Annotated in this window: 11 protein-coding genes; 2 read left to right on the forward strand and 9 right to left on the reverse strand. The window is 49.1% G+C overall.

The window, feature by feature from the left end:
• A partial coding sequence (locus COV52_03990) for a hypothetical protein (GenBank protein PIR11358.1) occupies positions 1-2,662 on the reverse strand: 2,662 nt, incomplete at its 3' end.
• Between the two features lie 95 nt (positions 2,663-2,757).
• Positions 2,758-3,861 (reverse strand): hypothetical protein, encoded by a 1,104-nt coding sequence (locus COV52_03995; GenBank protein PIR11359.1) that lies wholly within the window; start codon positions 3,859-3,861, stop codon positions 2,758-2,760.
• Positions 3,862-4,175: 314 nt separating this feature from the next.
• On the opposite strand from COV52_03995, the gene COV52_04000 reads away from it, so the two are divergent.
• Entirely contained in the window at positions 4,176-7,292 is a 3,117-nt protein-coding gene (locus COV52_04000) for a hypothetical protein (GenBank protein ID PIR11360.1), read from the forward strand.
• 131 nt (positions 7,293-7,423) lie between these two features.
• The gene (locus tag COV52_04005) at positions 7,424-10,870 is read left to right on the forward strand and encodes a DNA polymerase III subunit alpha (protein PIR11361.1); all 3,447 of its coding nucleotides are present in this window, start codon (positions 7,424-7,426) and stop codon (positions 10,868-10,870) included.
• 97 nt (positions 10,871-10,967) lie between these two features.
• Here COV52_04005 and COV52_04010 read toward each other — a convergent pair whose 3' ends face one another.
• From COV52_04010 to bamA, 7 genes are read right to left on the reverse strand one after another with little or no spacing between them, the layout of a single operon-like run.
• On the reverse strand, positions 10,968-11,384 hold the full coding sequence (locus COV52_04010) for a hypothetical protein (protein ID PIR11362.1): 417 nt from the start codon (positions 11,382-11,384) through the stop codon (positions 10,968-10,970).
• 40 nt (positions 11,385-11,424) lie between these two features.
• Positions 11,425-12,018 (reverse strand): ribonuclease HII, encoded by a 594-nt coding sequence (locus COV52_04015; protein PIR11363.1) that lies wholly within the window; start codon positions 12,016-12,018, stop codon positions 11,425-11,427.
• 5 nt (positions 12,019-12,023) lie between these two features.
• The gene (locus COV52_04020; protein PIR11364.1) at positions 12,024-12,794 is read right to left on the reverse strand and encodes an acyl-[acyl-carrier-protein]--UDP-N-acetylglucosamine O-acyltransferase; all 771 of its coding nucleotides are present in this window, start codon (positions 12,792-12,794) and stop codon (positions 12,024-12,026) included.
• Positions 12,787-13,248 carry a 3-hydroxyacyl-[acyl-carrier-protein] dehydratase FabZ gene (fabZ, locus tag COV52_04025; GenBank protein ID PIR11365.1) on the reverse strand — a complete coding sequence of 154 codons (462 nt, stop codon included), beginning with the start codon at positions 13,246-13,248 and terminating at the stop codon, positions 12,787-12,789. The genes COV52_04020 and fabZ overlap by 8 nt, the downstream gene beginning before the upstream one ends.
• A complete protein-coding gene (lpxD, locus tag COV52_04030; GenBank protein ID PIR11366.1) occupies positions 13,249-14,256 on the reverse strand; it encodes a UDP-3-O-(3-hydroxymyristoyl)glucosamine N-acyltransferase in 1,008 nt (335 codons plus the stop codon).
• 12 nt (positions 14,257-14,268) lie between these two features.
• The gene (locus COV52_04035; GenBank protein PIR11367.1) at positions 14,269-14,853 is read right to left on the reverse strand and encodes a hypothetical protein; all 585 of its coding nucleotides are present in this window, start codon (positions 14,851-14,853) and stop codon (positions 14,269-14,271) included.
• A gap of 16 nt (positions 14,854-14,869) precedes the next feature.
• Complete coding sequence (gene bamA / locus COV52_04040; protein PIR11368.1) at positions 14,870-17,170, reverse strand: outer membrane protein assembly factor BamA; 2,301 nt, start codon at positions 17,168-17,170, stop codon at positions 14,870-14,872.
• Between the last annotated feature and the right edge of the window lie 4 nt (positions 17,171-17,174).

The following is a 17,174-nucleotide window of genomic DNA, read 5'->3' on the forward strand; positions in this document are numbered from 1 at the left end:
CCACGCTTTGGATCGAGGCACCACCACTGATCGGTGATTGCGCCGGTACCGATTTGCTCGTGCGTTGTGGCGCTGTGGGCACAGCATTAATTGTGAGCGTGAACGTTGCAGGTGATGCTGACGTTTTTCCGGTGCTGTTTTTGGCATACATTTTAAACATATACGTGCCCACCGAAATGCCCGAGCTTGGAATCGTGCCCGATAAGTTCATGCCAGAGACCGTAAGGTTTTTAAACGCCGAGGTGCTAAACGCTATCGCGCTGCCGCCATTGAATGAGACGGTACTCGCCGCAGGGTCTAATACCGTATTACTCGTACCCTGTGGGTTTACAAAAGAATTCGCAAACTGCACGGTACCCAAAGGCTCACCGCCGTTTTTGCTTGCACTAGCCGGTGTGGGTGCTGTGCCTGTATAAACCGGAGGACCCGTAACATAGATACCAAGCACCACTGTGCCCTCAGCCGCACCAAGATTATTCACCGGACGCGCGGTGATTGTATAAAGACCCGAAGGCGCACTGGCTGGCACACTGCCCTGCAAGCTTAAGCCGCTCAACGACAAACTCTGGCCCAAATGAGAAGCCGCTAACGTCGTCGGTGTTTGAGGAGAGCCGTTCGTTGGTGTGTACGATACCGATAACTGTGCGGTTTTGCTCGCATCGATGCTCATCGGGTCGCTAACTGGCACCGTGTAGTAATGGCTGTAATCTAAATTGCTGCCACCGACTTTCACCGCATCGCCTGGGTTTAACGTTAAGTTACCAGGATTGGCGGTGCTATTGCGAATCGGTGGGTGGTCGGGGTTTTCAATTTTAAAGCTAAAGTTTGATATCGTTGCGTCGCCATGGAAGGTTTGCCCCGCTTCTGTATACGTAATATTTGCTGAATAATCGCCAGGCGTTACGTTCGTGCCTGCGCAACGCATATATTCTTGACCCAGTGCTGGATGAAAGTAAGAACAACTCATACCCGCAGGCGCTTGACCACCCGGCGTATTCCAATTCACATCCATGAAGTTTCCCGCTTCAAACGACGTACCCTTGAGTTGGTAGAAGAATAAAGCTGTCGTATTACCTGTGGTCTGTGTGGTATCGAGTGGAACATCCATTGAAAAACTTTGTGGGTTGCTAATAATTAAAGACTTTGGACCCGTCGGGTTCACCTTCAACCACGCCTGGACAGTACCCACCAAATCCACATTCAACACAGGTATTTGGTTATCACTGAGCTTAGTGTGCGCAGTGACATTGGCAAAACCAGGCCTCACGATAGTTTGCATGAGGCTCACGTCCACTTCTGGCAGCGCTTGCGCTTTACCTTTTAGCTTTTGTGTAGGCCATTGGCCACTGATGGTTTCGGTGGCCGCATCGTAATGTAAACTTTTCGGTAAGCCTTCTGCCGACAAGCTCAGCGCCTGTTTGCCTTGCGCCAAAGCTTGCGGCAAATAGTTAGCGATCGACACAGACACGGGTTTTTTCGGGTTTACCGGAATGGTAATCACATTGCCTGCGTTACTGGCAGCCGATTTTACATTGGGACTTGGTGTATTATTCAAACGGACAGAGCGCTCATCTTTCACTGCCAACACTTGGTTCATATACACCGCAGGTTGAGACACAAAGCTATTAAGATCACCCAAACTATCTGCCTGTGACAAGCTAAAGCTTGGCTTACCTGTCACGCCCCAGCGGAAATCAAACCCTGCGGTATATTGCGTGTCGCTATTTCCGCCGTTTCGACCGATGACGCGCTGCGTATCCAATTTCATGTCCAAGCTTGTGCCGTGCGGGCTTGGCAATAAAACTTCAAAGCCGCCGTCAATCGAGGTTTGTGTTTGATCACGCTCAAAGGATAGATTAGCCTTTAAATGATGGGTGATGATTTGGTGCGCGCTCACGCCAAAACCAAAACCCGAGCTATTGTTCGTGCTCGATTCGTAATCCATCGGGTAGCGAACGGATTGGTAATTCACTGTGGTGTCGACTGCCGTCCAACGTGTGGGCAAAAAGGTAAGACCCGCTTGCACCGAGCGTTCTTCGCCGCCTGCGATACGGCGATCGTTACGGTAAGTGAAGCCATCGTCACCGACATAATCGCGGCTGTTTAAATTTTTTGAATTCGCTTTGCTCACAAAGCCATTGACATTAAAGGCACGCAACCAACCCTGATGCAGCAAAAACTGGTACGTTAAACCCAGTGCATTTTGGCTGACCCAATCGCGACTATCACCCGAAGCAAAACTGAAATCCATTTTTTGCGCCAAATGATCTAAGGAGACTTTCAATTCTTGGCGTTTGGAGAGCATCATGCCCCAGGTACCATTAAAGCGATATTGCTTGCCACCGCCCTCAGCGATCAACGAGTAGGCTTGGCGATCGCCCAAGGTGTGCGTGAACTGGCCCTTAACGATGACGCCGTAGTCTTTGCTATACGTGGTATCGATGGATAACGGGCCTTGGTAACCAAACATGCCAGAATTAAAATTCAGCGTGCTGCTCTCGGCGTTCTCATCCGGCGAGTACATCGGGTTGTACGTACCCGTTGGGTTGGTTTTCGGGTTGTACTGATTCCCACTATCGCCAGACACAGGGGTGCTGCTTGCCGCAAAAAGTGTCAGCGGCAAGGCAACCATGGCTGTTAGGATCAATCGTTTGTTTAACATGAGTTAAGCTCGCAAAAAGCTCTCACCCTTCCTATCCCAGTTATTTATTATTTTTATTTGCCCACCGGCATTCCATGCCGACGGGCTAATCCGTTTTAAGCATACGGCACGACAAAGTTGATGCCCCAATAAGGCACCCACATAGAGCCGCTCGCGATACGAGGGTTATTGGCGCTACCAACACCCTTGCTTGTCGCATAAGGCGCCCAATCCCAATGAGTTGTACCGCCATAAAACTTGAAATATGCGCTATTTTGTCGATTAAAGAGCGCAAGACGCATCGATAACTCAACTGTTTCGCGCAATGAAATTTTTCTTTTTTTGTGTAGCGTGAATGGAACCAAAAATCCACCATCGCCAGAAAGCGCTGTATTCCAAACCTTAAAGTGCGCATCGCCATGCAAGGCCTGAACGCCAAATTTGGCGCCAAGGCTTACTTGCTTAGTGGCCTGAAAATTAAACTGATCAGCCAGCTTAAGCCCATAGTATTTTATCTGTGTTGTAGCAAATTCGACCGCATGAAACTCAGGAGGTGCTATGAATGTATAGTTAATTTGGTTGTTCGTTTGCATCTTGTATTGATGAGAAACCAGACTAAGGCTAGGATCCATGCTAAAACGTGGGTTTGCAAACACCTTATGGCCAGTCCAGGCTAGCGCTAGATCATAATTTCTTAGCTTGCCATCTGAGGTATAACTATTAAATTGTGAGTTTTCAAAGGAACCACCGTTAACGTACCCATCATTCACATCAACAGTACCACTACCATCAGCGGCTCTGTCTTGTGAATCAGTGACAAAACCATACGTTAGAGACACACTATTTTCAGATCCCATTATCGTCGGAAATACATAATTGTTTCTAAAATGTAGCCCAAAAGTGATATTGCGTTGAATCACTGTACCGAAATTATTATCAAAGGCTGCGTGTGTGCCGCTAGTCGTTGCTGTGTAAGCCCTCATTGACATCGGCTTAGAAAAGTTCTCATACTTCGCACCCGCGCCCACAAACACATGCACCCCATGCTGATACGTATCCGCAAGCATTTGATTGGCTTGTTTAGCCGAAACAAGGTGTTTAGTCGTGGATGTGTTAGTGGCATGAGCCACTGTAGGCGGTGTAGGCACACTCGCTGCAAAGGCAGTGACGACAAACACTTGCAATCCCGCAAGTGAGAGAAAAAGACGCGACAAACGCATGGCTTACCTCTATTTTTTTATAAAGCCTGTCCGTGGCGTGAAACTTTTTCGCGTCCGTTCGAAAAATATTAAGTCGTTCGTTCCGTGGCTTATTGTTATTTCGGGGTGATTCTATCTCGCTGCCCCCAGGGCTGCAAGTCCTTTTGCTCTCATTTAAACCTAAAAATTAATGAGTAAATTTTAACCGACAATTATTAAGCCAACCTTAAGGCTAATCAGGTTTTGAACAAAAAAAAAACCGAAACGCTTTTCATTTAAGATTATCTTAAGACTTGTTGTGTAATATTTTGGTAAAAATAAAAGAGGTTATAGCTATGCCAGGACGTGTATTTTTCGCTATTGCAGACCCAAAGCATCCGCTGGATGCTGGCAGGCTCCGCCAAATACTCAAAGCAGCAGGCCTTGACCCCAAAAATACCCGGCTCGTGGGTTCATCTGTAGGATTGTCCAACGGAGAAGACTTTGTTAGGCCAGTCAATGTTAACCCAGGGAGCCTAATCTTTGTTCTAGGACAGACTCAGTATCCTGTACTTCACCTACCTGCCACGTTTCCAGATTCATGGCGCAATGAAAGAGACGCGCTGCAAATACTGGAAGCTCAACTAAAAGGCTTTGAGGGGGTGGTAATGGGGCTGCTAGACGAGGGACGGGACGTTGTATTCTTCGTGCGTCAGCATTATTCTAACGGCATCCCAATCCCAGACTTAATGCTCTTAAACCCTCAAGCCTTAAACCCTCAAGCTCAAGCGGCCCGTTTTGTACCCGCCGTTTTTGGCGGGAAAGCCAACCCGCCTAGCGAGGGCTTTCCTTGGCTCGTCCTGGACATGTTTGAAAGGATGTGCGACCGGGGTATAGCATTGAATAAGCGACACAGTCAGGCGCAACTATCCCGGGAGACGGAGCAAGCTTGGCAGGCGGAGCAATACAGGCAGGCGGAGCAAGCCCGGCAGGAGCAACAAGCCTGGCAGGAGCAACTAGCCCGGCGGGAGCAACTAGCCCGGCAGCAGGAGCAAGCCCGGCAGGAGCAAGCCCGCCAGGAGCAACAAGCCCGGCAGCAACAAGCAGCCCTTCGTCACACAGGGTTTCCATACCCGCAGTCTGCAGCAAGCGCCTTACCGCCTAGTGCGCTGACTACCCCTGGTTGGCAGCCGCCGGCACCGGCCCCGCAGCAGCCTGCACGCGCCTTACCGCCTGCACCGACTACCCCTCCTCCACCGCAGTCTGCAGCAAGCGCCTCGTCGCCTAGCGCACCAGCTACCCATGATTGGCGGCCGCCGGCACCGGTCCCACTGCGCTCTGCCGCGCGCGCGGCAGCGGCGCCAGCGCCAGTACCTGTGCCCAGCGCTCCTCCACCAGCCAGTACCGCGATGCCCAGCGCTCCTCCACCAGCCAGTGCTGCGATGCCCAGCGCTGCTGCTGCCTTGCCAATTGGGCCAGGGCGCGACCATCGTCGGGTGCAGCTTGCGCCAGCAGCCAGTACCGCTGCGACATCCAACGCCCCACCACCAGCCAGTGCCGCCGCAATACCCAGCGCTCCTCTACCAGCCCGTGCCGCCGCAACATCCAGCGCTGCTGTCGACGGTCAGGTGATCTATGTGCAACTGCCTACTGATCGCCATTTAAAGATTAAAGACCTCATTAACCTAATCCGCACTCTTTTTCCCGGCCTCGACCCAGCAGCAATAGGCCTTGTATTGGCAGCCAATAATTGGCAAGCAACAGACCGAATTGACAGCCCGGTTGTCGGAAGCGGACTAGCCGTGCTCGCTCGCTCATGGCTCCAACGCAGGGGGTCTTGTATCCGGCTTCCAACCGTTTGGTATCAGAGGGTGTATGACCACCTTCTTGAAGTGTGGCAGCTCTTGCAGCATGTTCCAGAGGACCTCCCAAATGACCCTGCTGTCAGATTAGGCATACAACAGCTCTTTCGGCTACTTGGCACAGGCGGCCCGGCTATAGTGTTTGTGCGACGCTGGAACCCATCCGGCCCCTTTCCAGTGCCCTTAGTAGGGGTTAAATTCGTCCACGTCGTCGACCCAGACGGCCAAGTCAGGTGCATTCCAGCGCCTCCAGTCGAGCCTGCCATGTGGGGTGGGGCAGCACCGTTTGAACCCGAGCTCTTCCAGGAATTGGCCAATCATTACCATCGCATCCTTAGTTTCATTAGCGGGCTCAAGCACCCTTCCTCACTCGATGAGCTTACAGCCTTTGCTGAAACGATTGAAGACCAAGCAAACCGCGATGCCTTTCTTACTGGGCTTTACCAACAGCAGCAAAGTGGTCCACGTTTCGGTGTTAGCCAAAATCCTGTGAACCTTGGCATTAGCGCGCTTGAAGAACACCTGAGAACACAAGCGCCGGCACAGAATGATAAACGCGCCGCGTTAAGGCAGCAAGCAAAGCTAAAGCAGCAAGCAGCGCTGTTGCGCAAGCACGCAGGCCTATTACTCTCCGGTATTGGCAATCTTAGGGCTCAAGCTCATGGTTTACGGGCACACATTGAGTCACTTAAGGCGTCATACCAGGCACTTTCTGCGCAGCAATCTGAACAACGAACTCAAATTAAAGCGCTGATAGATGAAGCACAAGGGCAATTACGTCACTTCGAAAAGAATAGGTCAGCGCTAACACAAGCCTATCGTGACTGGTGCTCCCCGTACGAGCCCAAAGCAGAAAAACTTCGCGCTCAGCAGCCCTGGTCGATTCGCTTAGCCAGAATTGTCGAGCAAATACTGTGGACTACTCGACAATACGTCTGGCGACAGTCAGACGCCGCCTTTACTGAGGAAATAAACGCTCTTAAGGCAGAGCGCTGGCGGAGCGTTATGGCGCCGGAGGTCATAACTGCGATCTCGGATTTGTGCACGGCCCTGCCCCCCCTATCCGATAAAGACAAACTGGCTGTCTTGACCGAGCTTTTAACGTTGCTGACTGAGCTTGAAGACCGCAAGGCCACAATACCCCATGAAATTTTGTCGTTGCTGGGGGTTATTCAAGGCCATCAAGAGAACCTCGTGCAGGATGGGCAAATACAGAGCGAAGAGCTTATTTCTCGGACTAACAAGAGTTTACGTTCATCCCTAACCGACCCTGTTAGCGTCCATATGACTGAAGCGGCCAAGGCAATAAGAGCACATCAGAACATCACCATCGCTCAGATTTTATGCCACTTACTCAGTCGATACATATCCTCGCTTAGCCCCAGCAGTACGAGCCACTTGCTCGCCGCTATGCCGCCACCGTCAGCAGCAATGCTGCTACCTCCTGCACCGATGCCGCCAGCAGATTGGGCACCGATGCAAACGCTGCCAGAAACTGCGCCGCTACCGCCGCCGTCAGCAGCAATGCTGCTACCTCCTGCACCTGCGCCAGCAGCAGAGGAGGCTATTGACACTACGCCGTCAGCGCCGCCGCCATCACTGCGCCAGTAAGAGCTGCGAGCAGACTCTGCACCGCCGCGGCCATGAGCCGCGGCCGTGAGCCTTGCCAAGCGTGCGGCGAGCTTCTATACTCAGGCGCTTCGGGTATCCATTATGCTGACCTTCTTTGACCAGAGACTTTCATGCCGCGCTTTGTCCACTTACAGCTACACAGTGAATACTCGCTGCAAGACGGCATTGTCACCCTACCCAAGCTGATCGATAAGCTTAAGGCACACAAGATGCCGGCTGTGGCCTTAACGGACCACAATAATATCTTTGCCGCGGTTAAATTTTATAAAGCCTGTGTCAATGCAGGTATCAAGCCCATATTGGGTGCGGATTTAAGCATTAAGCACACAAGCGGCCACTCGCAGCTAACGGTGTTATGCCAAAACGCCAAAGGCTACCATAATCTGTGTGTGTTACTGGCCAAAGCATACCGTGAAGGCCAAGAGACCCACCATGTCTTTGTTCATGAAGCCTGGTTTGGCGCACACGCCGAAGGCTTGATCGCCATCATCCCCGCACATCACAATAACTTACACACACCGCTGCGAAAAAACGACGATGAAACACTCACCGCCAATATACGCTTTTGGCAAAGCACATTTCCCGATCGCTTATACTTAGCCCTCGTGCGCACAGGTATGCCAGGTGATGAACAGGCGCTGCACGACAGCTTAAACTTGGCCGAACGCTTTAAGCTGCCAGTGATCGCCAGCAACGCCGTGCGCTTTATCGAGCCCGATGATTTTGAAGCGCACGAAGCACGCGTGTGCATCCACCGAGGCGAAATCCTCAATAACGCCAAGCGACCCAGACTTTACAGCGACGAACAGTACTTGCGCGATGAAAATACGATGTGCGAATTATTTTCAGACATTCCAGAAGCCCTTCAAAACACAGTTGAAATCGCCAAACGCTGCAACTTTGCCTTTGAATTTGGCCAAACGTTTTTACCCGACTTCCCCACGCCTGATAACATGAGCTTGGATGACTACATCGACCAGATGTCGCACGACGGCTTAAATGAAAAGCTGCCTATCATCGCAAGCGCGACGGGAAAAACCGTGGCTGAACTGCGCCCAGAATACGAAACCCGCTTGCGCACAGAACTTGACGTCATCAAAGGCATGGGCTTTCCGGGCTACTTTTTGATTGTCGCCGACTTTATTCAATGGGCCAAAAATAATGGCATTCCCGTCGGCCCAGGCCGTGGTTCAGGCGCAGGCTCCCTGGTGGCGTATGTATTAAAAATTACCGACCTCGACCCTATTTATTATGAGCTACTGTTTGAGCGATTTCTAAACCCTGAGCGTGTATCCATGCCTGACTTCGACATAGACTTTTGCATGGAAGGTCGCGACCGCGTCATTGAGTATGTGGCACAAAAATACGGACGTGATAGCGTATCGCAAATCATCACCTTCGGTACCATGGCTGCCAAAGCCGTGGTGCGTGATGTAGGGCGCGTGTTAAACCATGGCTATGGTTTCGTTGATCGCATTGCTAAATGTATCCCCTTTGAAATTGGCATGACGCTCGATAAAGCACTCCAAGAGCCGGCGCTTAAAGAACTCTACGATCATGATGATGAGGTGCGCACCATCATTGACCTGGCTAAAAAACTTGAGGGCATCTCACGCAACGCGGGTAAACATGCCGGTGGTGTGGTGATTGCGCCAGGCCAACTCACCGACTTTACCGCCGTATATTGCGAACAAGGCTCTACGCAAATTGTCAGCCAATTTGATAAAGATGATATTGAAACGATTGGTTTAGTTAAGTTTGACTTCTTGGGCCTTCGCACACTCACCATCATTGATTGGGCGATCAAACTCATTAACGCGCGCCTTACAAAACAAAACGCAGCGCTTCTCGACATTCACCATATCCCACTGGATGACAAACCTAGCTTTAAACTTTTGCAAGCCTGCGACACCACTGCCGTCTTCCAACTTGAATCGCGCGGCATGAAGGATCTGATCAAACGCTTACAACCCGACCACTTTGAAGAGATCATCGCACTTGTTGCCCTTTTTCGCCCAGGCCCTTTGCAATCGGGCATGGTGGATGATTTTATTAACCGCAAACACGGCCGCGCGCAAGTGGTCTACGCACACCCCCTGCTTGAGCCTATATTAAAACCCACCTACGGTGTGATTTTGTATCAAGAACAAGTCATGCAGATCGCACAAGACCTTGCAGGCTACACACTGGGCGCTGCGGATATTTTACGCCGCGCTATGGGTAAGAAAAAACCTGAAGAGATGGCCAAGCAGCGTGAGATTTTTACGCAAGGCGCTGTAAACAATAAGATCGAACTTAAAACGGCCGAGTATGTTTTTGACTTGATGGAAAAATTCGCAGGCTACGGATTTAATAAATCACACTCTGCCGCTTATGCACTTATCGCCTACCAAACCGCCTATTTGAAATCGCATTACCCCGCAGAGTTTATGGCTGCTGTTTTATCTTCTGATATGGACAATACCGATAAAGTGGTGAACTTTATCAACGATTGCAAACACTTAAAAATTGATATCTTGCCGCCAGAAATAAACACTAGCGAGTATAAATTCACACCCACCGACGATGGTCACATCCGCTTTGGCCTAGGCGCGATTAAAGGTGCCGGCGAGTCAGCATTGGATGTGCTTATTCAAGAGCGCGATCAAAACGGACCGTTTAAATCTTTTTATGATCTGTGCCACCGCGTGGATTCACGCAAAGTGAATAAACGCGTGTTTGAAGCTTTGATTAAATCCGGTGCGCTTGATAACTTAGGTCCATTGCGCAGTATAATTTACGCCTCGCTGCCTGTGTTCATGCGAGCTGCTGAGCAGCACGGTAAAAACGCTGAGCAAAACCAAGAAGATTTATTTGGCGCGATGGACGATGACGCTCATCATTTAGAGCCTGAATTTGCCAAAGCCAAACCCTGGCCTGAAAAACAATTACTCAGCTATGAAAAAGAAACGCTGGGTTTTTATTTCTCGGGTCATCCCTTTGAATCCGTGCGCGAAGAGCTTGCTCACATCACCTCATCGCCCTTAAGCCGCATTGCTAGCCAGCAAGGCAAAACCGCCACCGCCGCTGGATTGATCTCAAACTTTCGCACAGTGAAAACGAAACGCGGCAACCGCATGGCAATCTTTACGCTCGATGATGGCGAGGCCACACTCGATTGCATCGCTTTTAGCGAAACGTATGAGAAACATCGCGACGCACTTCGCGCAGACAATTTGATCATCGCCACAGGCGAGGTCAGTCTAGATGAGTTTACCGAAAATTTTCGCCTTGCCGTCAAAGACATTTACACGCTACAAGCCGCGCGCACAAACTATGGCAAGCATGTGCAAATCCACTTAGACCCCAAAGGACACAAACCCGAAACAATGAATACACTTAAGCACATACTCACACAGTTTAAAGGCAAGCTGCCGGTGTATATTCATTATCAAAATGCGCAAGCCCGTACGCTCTTGCCACTTGGCGAGCAATGGACAGTGACGCCGTCCGATGAGTTTTTTGAAACCCTAAAAAATGAGCTCGGCCTTCAGGCTAACTGTGTATTTAAAGCTTAGGTAACTATTCAAAAAAATCTAATGCATCGACACCTCTCTTTGAGAAATAGTATTTTTCTTTGCGTGATGGGGATCTGAATAATTACACGCTTAGACCCTAGGCCTGTTGATGCTGAGTAAACACCGGTGATTGATAATAACAAACCGGCACACCATCTTGAGTGGTCGTACAAGTTGCGCCGCCTTCTTCGTCCACTGAGAAACGTGTGCCGCTTTTAACACCATAGAACTCTTCTGGATTACCATACACTCGCAAACCCATTTCAACATCAACCACTGGATAGTTCTGTTGATCGTAAGAGGCTGGCATACAGCCAGCTACCACATCGCTCGCTGCTAGCTGTGTCCAGGCAATTAAATTTCGCGTGCCTGCAGCATAGACATTCATATAGGTAACAGCAGGCGTCAAACCATGTTGATAAATCGTGTTTGGATTATAATAAAAACACACACTCGCTGAAAATGACACGCCACCTAGACAAAGAAAAAACAGTAAGCACAATGTTTGTTTCATCTTCTAACACTCCCTGTTCTTAATAGAGTGTAGACGGCTTTTATCCATTTTCCATCATTGACAAATAATCACCCAAAGCCAAGCGTGCCTTAATCGGCGCATACGAGCGGCGATGCAAATTTAAAACGCCGTATTGCTCAATCGCAGCCAAGTGCGCCTTAGTCGGATAGCCCTTATGCTGATTAAAGCCGTATTGCGGGAATTGCTCGTGCAGAGCGTACATTTGCCGATCACGTGTGACTTTCGCGATAATCGACGCCGCAGAAATTTCCGGGATTTTGCTATCGCCCTTGATAACCGCTTGAGCCTCACAAGCAAACTCTGGGCAGAACTTACCATCCACAAAAATTTTATTCGGCGGAATAGATAAACCTGCCACGGCGCGCTGCATGGCAATAAAGGTGGCTTGAAAAATATTGTGCGTATCGATCTCTTGCGGCGTGCATTCGCCAAAAGCATAAGCCAAAGCTTTTTCGCAAATTTCATCGAAGAGTGATTCGCGTTTTTTCTCAGAGAGTTTTTTGGAATCCATTAAACCCTGGATCGGACGATTCGGATCAAGAATCACCGCAGCGGTAACGACATTGCCGATTAAAGGACCTCGCCCGACTTCATCGACACCAGCAATAAGCATGCAGGCTACTTCGCCAAACCACGCTCAGAGCGTTTAATTGCCTCGATAAACAAAGCAATTTTCTCACACTCAGGCAACATAGTGGTTAACTGTGCTATCGCTTCTTCACTGGTGAGCCCTGAGCGAAACACCACACGATACGCGCGCTTAAGCCACAGCATATCCTCAGGCGTAAAGCCGTGACGCTTTAAACCCACGGAATTTAAACCAAAAGGTTTAGCAAAGTTGCCGGACATCATCACAAAAGGTGCGACATCCTTAGCCACCATCGAGCCGCCCGAACAAATACTGTAGCTGCCCACGTGACAGAATTGGTGCACCGCACTCAAGCCGCCCAAAATCGCATGATCATGGATTGTCACGTGGCCCGCTAACGAAACACCGTTAGCCATAATGACATGATTGCCGACAATACTGTCATGACCGACATGCACATACGCCATCAATAAATTATCGCCGCCGATTTTGGTCACACCGCCGCCTTGCGCCGTACCACGGTTAAGCGTGGTGAACTCGCGAATTTTATTGCGATCACCGATTTCCAGCCAAACTTCTTCGCCTTTGTATTTCAAATCCTGGGAAATCTCACCCACAGAAGCAAATTGGAAAATGTGATTGTCGCGGCCGATTTTTGTAGGCCCCTTAATAACGGCGTGCGATTCAACAACCGTGCCCGCACCGATTTCAACATCTGGACCAATAATCGCATACGGGCCCACTTTTACATCGCCAGCCAACTTGGCCGAAGGATCAATGATCGCGCGAGGATCAATCATTCGCCTTACCCTCTTTCACACGAATGCTCATGAGCTCAGCCGTGCAAGCAATCTCATCGTCGACTCGCGCAATAGCCTTAACTTTCCAAAGATCAGTACGGCGCTTAATCAACTCAATTTCAAGTAATAACTGGTCACCAGGCACAACCATTCGCTTGAAACGCGCTTTATCAATACCTGCAAACAAGTACGGCGCTGAATTAGCATCTTCTTTGGTGCACATAAAGGCAAAGATGGTAGCTGCTTGCGCCAAGGCTTCCAGCATCAAAACCCCCGGAAAAACCGGCTTTTGTGGAAAATGCCCTTGAAAGAAAGCTTCGTTAATCGTGACATTTTTTACGGCCAATAAGCGTTTAGCGTGTTCAAACCCTAGCACTTTATCGACGAATAAAAAGGGCGGGCGCTGTGGCAAGTGAGCCAACACGTCTTCAACAGATAAAATAGACTTCGTCATCTAATCCTCAACTTTCTTTGCAATACGATTTAGTTTACGAACAGACTCATCGAGCTTACGCAGACGCGCAACGCATTTTCGCCAGGCCGTGTTAGGCAACAAGGCTGTACCCGATGAGTAAATACCTTTTTCTTTGATATCATTAGATACCTCAGCGCGAGCCGTTAAGATCACACCATCAGTGATACTCAAGTGACCTGCAATACCCACAGCACCACCAAATAAACAGTACTTGCCAATTTTTACGCTACCCGCCACAGCAGAACAGGCCGCGATCGCTGTGTGATCGCCAATCTCTACGTTATGACCAATTTGGATCAGGTTATCGAGACGCACGCCATGACCAATGATCGTATTACCCAAAGTACCACGATCAATCGTGGTATTCGCCCCAATTTCAACATCGTCACCCACTATCACAGAACCAATTTGTGGAACTTTGTGCCAGCGGCCTTCATGCATTGCATTACCAAAACCATCGCTGCCAATCACCGCACCTTGATGCACAATCACGCGCGCACCCAGCTTCACATGATGAGCAATCACCGCGTTTGTTTTAATATGGCTACCTTCGCCGATATCTGCAGAGTCTTCAATGACAGCTCCTGCCTCAATGATAACGCCCGCCGCAAGCTTCACTTCACGGCCAATCACCACATTAGGGCCAATAAATACGGAGTTCGCAATTTCACACGCATCGCCTATAGAGGCGCTGCGGTCGATACCGGTTCGCTCGGGCTGGTACGCAAAAAGAGCGGCCAACTGGGCGTAAGCAAAATACGGATCCTTAACCACGAGACTCGCACAAGGGCAGGATGAAACATCAGCCTCACGCACAATGACAGCGGCAGCTTGAGTTTGGGAAAGCTCAGCCAAATACTTTTGATTATGAAAAAAAGAGATCGCTTGATTATCCGCTTCGCGCAATGTGGCCAAACGGGACACATCAAGTGAGGCATCACCGATCAACTTGGCTTGAATTTTCTCTGCAAGCTCCCCTAGATTCACCGCGACACCGTTTTACTGATCGAAACGTTTTTCAACGTCAGAGGTGATATCCAATGTATCTGACCAATAAATCACACCATGCGAAGGCAACACTAAGGTCAAATGTTTTTCTTTGGCCACCGCGACAACAGCGGCTTTCAGCTGACCAACGAATTTATCCATCGCTTTTTGCTCACTGTCTTGCGCACCTTGCTGGAAAGCTGATTCCATTTGGCTAATACTAGACTGCTGGGCAGCGATTTTCTTTTGCAAAGCGCTGCGTTCGCTAGCTTGCATCACGCTTTCATTTTTCTTGTAGTCGGCCATCATTTTATCAAGCGCCTTTATTGAGGCTTGAACTTGCTTTTTCTTCGCCAAAAACTTTTCATGCAAATCACTTTTTGTGTCTTGAACTTCTTTAGAATCCGAAAAAATCTTCTGCACATCCACAACACCCACTGTCGGGGCTGCAGACTGCGTTGTGGCCACAGGCGCGCTAGCCGGCACTGTTGATACATTGGCAGGAGAAGCCGTAACTGCTGCTGTGCTAGCCATAGGCGCAGCGTAAGCGCCAAGAGCCAAAGTGGTTGCTGCTAAAGTAAGAAACGCTTTTTTCATGTTGCACTCTCCTCTATTAAAACGATGTGCCAATATTAAACTGGAAAATATTTTTATTATCTTGCCTGGCCGGATTAATGGCTTTAGCAAAGCTAAACTTCAATACACCCGTAAACGGAGTCAGCCAGTCGACTTCAAGACCCGCTGAATAACGCAAACCATTACGGTCAGGGTTATCGGCTTTTTCTTGAGCCGTGGACTTCGTATCAAAGACATTACCACCATCGACAAAGGCCATGGTGCGCAAAGATTTACTGATAGGGTTCGGGAAAATGATGCCTGCACGCGCTGTCGCCAAGGTATTACCACCCAGCGCATTACCGTTGGCATCTTGCGGACCCAAAGTGTTACCTTCGTAACCCGCCACAGTGCCCATGCCACCTGCGTAGAAGTTTTTAAAGAATGGTAAGCGCTGATAAGCCCCGTAACCGCCACCATAACCAACTTCTTCACGCGTCATGAAGACCAAAGAAGCAAACAACGGCTGATAAAAGCGGAACGTATAATCGCCCGTATAGTATTCCAGGCCGCGCTTCGATGCCGGCGCTGACAAAGTGAGTCCCAGGTTGGAGTAAATACCTTTCGTTGGGAATACGCTGCGATTAAGGTTGTTAAATGTCCAGCCTGTATTAAACAAGAACTGCAAGAAAGTATCACCATGCTGATCTTTAAACTGTGTCATCACGGGTGCTGCTGAACCACTGATAATAAGGTGCAAATAATCCAGACCCACACCGGCTTGGATACTGTTATGCAAACTCATCGGGATGCTGTAATTCATCCCAAAGCCATAGTTGTTCGTGGCATAATCAGAAATGTTTTGCTTGTCTGCATCGAAACGGCTGGCGTAGAGATTAAACCCTCGACCCACACCCCAAGGCGTATAATACGGGTTGTAATAGTTTAATGAGCCACTCAGGGTTGACTGACTACGCTGTGCACTAACACTAAATTGATTACCCGTACCGTAAAAGTTCGACTGCGATAGTGAAGCATTAACCAAGAAGCCATCAAGATCCGAGTAGCCTACGCCCGCTTGGATTTCACCACCCGGGTAAGTCTGCATATTGTAATTGATATCTTCTTCATTGCGACGGCCAGGCACAGGCTTGACCTGCTCATCCACACCCTGAACGAAAGGCAATAACTGCAATTGCTGCTTCGAGTTCGCAAGCTTGGTGCTTGAAGCCTCTTCACCTTCCATTTGCGTTAAAGCGCGACGGAAAGCGTTATCATTCGTGTGAGGTGCGCCACTGAAAGTAATGCGCCGCACATAAACACGCCGACCCGGGTTAATATTAAAGGTAATAAACACGCGGTGTGTTTTTTCATCAACAGCATCCTTGGGAACGATTTCAGAACGCGCATAACCCTTGTCACCAATGGCAAAACCAATGGCTTTCTCCGCGCTAACGATCGCATCTTTAGAATACACATCGCCATCATGAATCGGCACTAAAGCCCGAAGCTGTTGGCGAGGTAAAATCAAACGACCTGCTAACTTAAAGCCTGAAAAATGATACTGCGGACCCTCTGTGATTTTCACCACAATATAAACCTGTTTGCGATCAGGGCTTAAAGAAACCTGTGAAGAGTCAATCGACATCTTCAAATAACCCTTATTCAGATAAAAGTTTTTCAACGCTTCGAGGTCAGCTTGCAACTTCTCGCTGGAATACTCATCGTCATGCGTAAACCAGCTGAATAACCCTGGTGTAGACAACTTGAACTGAGACAACACATCATGCTCGGTAAAAGCCTGGTGACCAATCACACGAATTTGTTTAATTTTAGCGACGACACCTTCAGAAATAGCAATGTTGATGGCCATACGATCGTGAGACAGGCTGTGATGCGTCACACTGACGCGCGCATTGTATTTACCATGAGAATAATACTGGCTTAGCAAAGCTGAACGAATCTGCTTCAAGGAAGTGCGGTTATACTCATAACCTTCAGCAATATTCATTTTCTGCAACACTTGCAACAACTCTTTGGTCTTGATGACCTTATTGCCGCTAATCGTGATTTTGCTAACGACCGGTAAGACTTCCACTTTAACAATGAGGGTGCCACTATCTTCAAGTAACTGAACATTCTTAAAGAAACCGGTTTTGTACAAGTCTTTAATCACTTCGTTGGACTTTTCAGGCGTTAGGTCTTCCCCCACCTTCACTGGCATATGGCTCATCGCTGTTGCCGTGGAAATTCGCCCCAAACCTTCAAAACGAATGCGTTTAATAACAAACGCCGATGCATGGCTTGTTAATACAACCAATAATACGAGACTAAGAGAGTGTGTAAATAATCGCTTCATTCTT

The sequence above is a fragment of the Gammaproteobacteria bacterium CG11_big_fil_rev_8_21_14_0_20_46_22 genome (assembly GCA_002796245.1).
Classification (GTDB): Bacteria; Pseudomonadota; Gammaproteobacteria; order UBA12402; family UBA12402; genus 1-14-0-20-46-22.